We start from the raw sequence: 3,626 nt of genomic DNA, 5'->3' as shown, positions 1-3,626 counted from the left end.
GCCAGCCGGCCCGAGATCATGGGGTGGGTGCTGGGCATCGTTTACCGCGTCATTGCCACGCACCTGGTCAAGAAAGCGGGCCATACCCACCAAGTGGCCAAGACGGGCGCGGTCACCCTGATCCAGCGTTTTGGATCGGCGCTCAATCTGAATGTTCACTTCCACATGCTGTTTCTCGACGGTGTGTATGTCGAGCAATCCCACGGCTCAGCGCGTTTCCGCTGGGTCAAGGCGCCGACCAGCCCAGAGCTCACCCAGCTGACGCACACCATCGCCCACCGGGTGGGTCGCTATCTGGAACGGCAAGGCCTGCTGGAACGGGATGTCGAAAACAGCTATCTGGCCTCGGATGCGGTGGATGACGACCCGATGACACCCCTGCTGGGGCACTCGATCACTTACCGTATCGCTGTCGGTTCACAGGCGGGGCGAAAGGTGTTCACTTTGCAAACTCTGCCGACCAGTGGTGATCCGTTCGGTGACGGGATTGGCAAGGTAGCCGGGTCCAGCCTGCACGCCGGCGTGGCGGCCAGGGCCGATGAACGCAAGAAGCTCGAACGGCTGTGCCGGTACATCAGCCGCCCGGCGGTATCCGAGAAGCGGCTGTCGTTAACACGAGGCGGCAACGTGCGCTACCAGCTCAAGACGCCGTACCGGGACGGCACCACGCACGTCATTTTCGAACCATTGGATTTCATTGCAAGGCTGGCCGCCCTGGTACCGAAGCCCAGAGTCAACCTAACCCGCTTCCACGGGGTGTTCGCACCCAACAGTCGGCACCGGGCGTTGGTCACGCCGGCAAAACGGGGCAGGGGCAACAAGGTCAGGGTGGCTGATGAACCGGCAACACCAGCACAACGGCGAGCGTCGATGACATGGGCGCAACGGCTCAAGCGTGTTTTCAATATCGACATCGAGACCTGCAGCGGCTGCGGCGGCGCCATGAAAGTCATCGCCTGCATTGAAGACCCTATAGTGATCAAGCAGATCCTTGATCACCTGAAGCACAAAGCCGAAACCAGCGGGACCAGGGCGTTACCCGAAAGCCGGGCGCCACCGGCTGAGCTGCTCCTGGGTCTGTTTGACTGACGAGCCTGAAGGCCAACGATACCAATCAAAATGCTGCGTTCACAGCGCCGCGGCAGGGATCCGCCGTGCTGGTTGTCGGAAAAGGAGCCGCTAGTGGGAAAGAGGAGGGTAAATTTTCAGCGTTGCTGGCTCCCCGTCAGCCGGATTGGGTTGCATCGCAGGGGTGTCGAAAGAGTCAACTGCGGTCCAAAGCTGTTGGACTTGGGTGAAAAGGGCGTTTATTCTTCCTATACGTGCCGCGTTCCAGGCGGCGACTATGAGGGCTATGTCGATGCCCATGTGCGCCGGCTGGAGGCGCTACGCCGGGCCGGTATCGTCGAGCGGATCGACGCCGACCAATGGCGCATCCCCGATGATCTGGTCAGCCGTGCCGCCGCCCATGACGCCGGCCGAGACAGTCAGGCCAGCGTTCGCGTCCTTTCCCCGGTCGATCTGAACAAACAGATCGGATCGGACGGCGCGACCTGGCTGGACCGGCGCAACCTTCTCGCCATCCTGCGGGAGCGCGAGGTAGCCGGCGTCGGATCGGATATGGCTTTGAGTAAGGGCCTGCCGTTCCGCGCCGCCACGGACGGCGAGAGCGTCAGCGGCAAGTTTACCGGAACCGTGCATCTATCGAGCGGCAAGTTCGCCGTGGTCGAGAAATCCCATGAGTTCACCCTTGTCCCGTGGCGGCCGATCATCGACCGCCAACTCGGCCGCGAGGTTATGGGCATCGTGCAGGGCGGGTCGGTGTCGTGGCAGTTAGGGCGGCAGAGGGGGCTGGAACGCTGAGTGCGCCCATGCCGCATTGCGAAGCAAAAGATAATCTGATAAAATGTAGCAATTCATATTCGTAAGCGTGGAGTAATCAGATGGGAAATTCCAAGTCAGCAGACAAGTAAGCCGCAACAACCAGTATTGTTGTTGCGGCGCTCTGTAAGGCTAGTCTCATCTGATTGCTGACGAGCAGACGTCGCCCGGTATTCCTTAATCTTAATCGAGGGTTGATTCGTCATGACCACCACACGCCCCGCGTGGGCCTATACGCTGCCGGCAGCACTGCTGCTGATGGCTCCTTTCGACATCCTCGCTTCACTGGCGATGGATATTTATCTCCCTGTCGTTCCAGCGATGCCCGGCATCCTGAACACGACGCCCGCTATGATCCAACTCACGTTGAGCCTCTATATGGTGATGCTCGGCGTGGGCCAGGTGATTTTTGGTCCGCTCTCAGACAGAATCGGGCGACGGCCAATTCTACTTGCGGGCGCAACGGCTTTCGTCATTGCGTCTCTGGGAGCAGCTTGGTCTTCAACTGCACCGGCCTTTGTCGCTTTCCGTCTACTTCAAGCAGTGGGCGCGTCGGCCATGCTGGTGGCGACGTTCGCGACGGTTCGCGACGTTTATGCCAACCGTCCTGAGGGTGTCGTCATCTACGGCCTTTTCAGTTCGATGCTGGCGTTCGTGCCTGCGCTCGGCCCTATCGCCGGAGTATTGATCGGCGAGTTCTTGGGATGGCAGGCGATATTCATTACTTTGGCTATACTGGCGATGCTCGCACTCCTAAATGCGGGTTTCAGGTGGCACGAAACCCGCCCTCTGGATCAAGTCAAGACGCGCCGATCTGTCTTGCCGATCTTCGCGAGTCCGGCTTTTTGGGTTTACACTGTCGGCTTTAGCGCCGGTATGGGCACCTACTTCGTCTTCTTCTCGACGGCTCCCCGTGTGCTCATAGGCCAAGCGGAATATTCCGAGATCGGATTCAGCTTTGCCTTCGCCACTGTCGCGCTTGTAATGATCGTGACAACCCGTTTCGCGAAGTCCTTTGTCGCCAGATGGGGCATCGCAGGATGCGTGGCGCGTGGGATGGCGTTGCTTGTTTGCGGAGCGGTCCTGTTGGGGATCGGCGAACTTTACGGCTCGCCGTCATTCCTCACCTTCATCCTACCGATGTGGGTTGTCGCGGTCGGTATTGTCTTCACGGTGTCCGTTACCGCGAACGGCGCTTTGGCAGAGTTCGACGACATCGCGGGATCAGCGGTCGCGTTCTACTTCTGCGTTCAAAGCCTGATAGTCAGCATTGTCGGGACATTGGCGGTGGCACTTTTAAACGGTGACACAGCGTGGCCCGTGATCTGTTACGCCACGGCGATGGCGGTACTGGTTTCGTTGGGGCTGGTGCTCCTTCGGCTCCGTGGGGCTGCCACCGAGAAGTCGCCAGTCGTCTAACCGACGACTGGTAGCAGGCCCGCTCCGATGCGGCGCACTAACCATCGAAACCTCGTGAATGTCGGTATCCTGTCTGGCAGGATACCGCTCATTTCCCTTGTTCAGTTCATCGCCGTCGCCGAGCATCTGAATTTTCGGCATGCGGCCAAGGCACTTGGTATCAGCCAGTCGAGCGTCAGCGCGCGTGTGAAAGCGCTGGAGGATAACCTTGGTGTCCTGCTATTTGAGCGCCATGCGCGGGGCGTTCGGCTAACAGACGCAGGCAGGCACTTCATGGAGCGTGTCACGGCGGGTGTCGATCAACTCGATCACGCAGTGAAGACCGC

Annotated in this window: 4 protein-coding genes; all 4 read left to right on the top strand. The window is 59.8% G+C overall.

From position 1 onward, the window contains the following. The coding region (locus tag PR675_RS20460) for an IS91-like element ISCR2 family transposase (RefSeq protein ID WP_000851888.1) at positions 1-1,089 on the top strand (1,089 nt) is incomplete at its 5' end. 30 nt (positions 1,090-1,119) lie between these two features. Next, positions 1,120-1,863 (top strand): DUF3363 domain-containing protein, encoded by a 744-nt coding sequence (locus tag PR675_RS20455; RefSeq protein ID WP_164526956.1) that lies wholly within the window; start codon positions 1,120-1,122, stop codon positions 1,861-1,863. Positions 1,864-2,085: 222 nt separating this feature from the next. Beyond that, entirely contained in the window at positions 2,086-3,300 is a 1,215-nt protein-coding gene (floR, locus tag PR675_RS20450) for a chloramphenicol/florfenicol efflux MFS transporter FloR (RefSeq protein WP_000214122.1), read from the top strand. A 27-nt stretch (positions 3,301-3,327) separates the two neighbouring features. Next, the coding region (locus PR675_RS20445) for a LysR family transcriptional regulator (protein ID WP_001255014.1) at positions 3,328-3,626 on the top strand (299 nt) is incomplete at its 3' end.

Origin of the sequence: Providencia sp. PROV261, assembly GCF_028477945.1 — a bacterium.
GTDB classification, from domain to species: Bacteria; Pseudomonadota; Gammaproteobacteria; order Enterobacterales; family Enterobacteriaceae; genus Providencia; species Providencia stuartii.
Note: the sequence above shows the minus strand (reverse complement) of the source record. Positions and strands in the feature narration are given on the sequence as shown.

Bases quoted from the DNA above. Each gene is read 5' to 3' on its own strand.
- PR675_RS20455 (WP_164526956.1), top strand. From the start codon at position 1,120: ATGCTGCGTTCACAGCGCCGCGGCAGGGATCCGCCGTGCTGGTTGTCG.
- floR (WP_000214122.1), top strand. From the start codon at position 2,086: ATGACCACCACACGCCCCGCGTGGGCCTATACGCTGCCGGCAGCACTG.